Source organism: Oceanobacter antarcticus, assembly GCF_044962685.1.
GTDB classification, from domain to species: Bacteria; Pseudomonadota; Gammaproteobacteria; order Pseudomonadales; family Oceanobacteraceae; genus Oceanobacter; species Oceanobacter antarcticus.
On sequence record NZ_JBBKTX010000143.1, the window covers coordinates 1 to 234 of the forward strand.

General features: G+C 48.7%; 1 protein-coding gene. It reads right to left on the minus strand.

Annotated features, from left to right (window positions below; all coding sequences use genetic code 11):
* Window positions 1-234, minus strand: a 234-nt coding sequence (locus tag WG929_RS21265) for an IS110 family transposase (RefSeq protein ID WP_416207656.1), incomplete at both ends; no start/stop codon positions are given.

Consider the following 234-nt stretch of genomic DNA (forward strand, 5'->3'; position numbering starts at 1 on the left):
AGTACAGCATTGATTCCGACGGGGAAGATATAACCATAGTCCGTCAACAAACCGCGCATCTGATTGCAAAGCGCAGTGCGATCCTTGACCAATCGTTCTCGCATTCGATGCAAGCTCTGAACATCCTGTTGACCCAATGACTTGATCGGTACAAACCGGATATTGGGTCTCATGGATGCTTCATAAATGGCCAGAGCATCGTTCTGATCGTTCTTGTTGCCCCGCACAAATGGC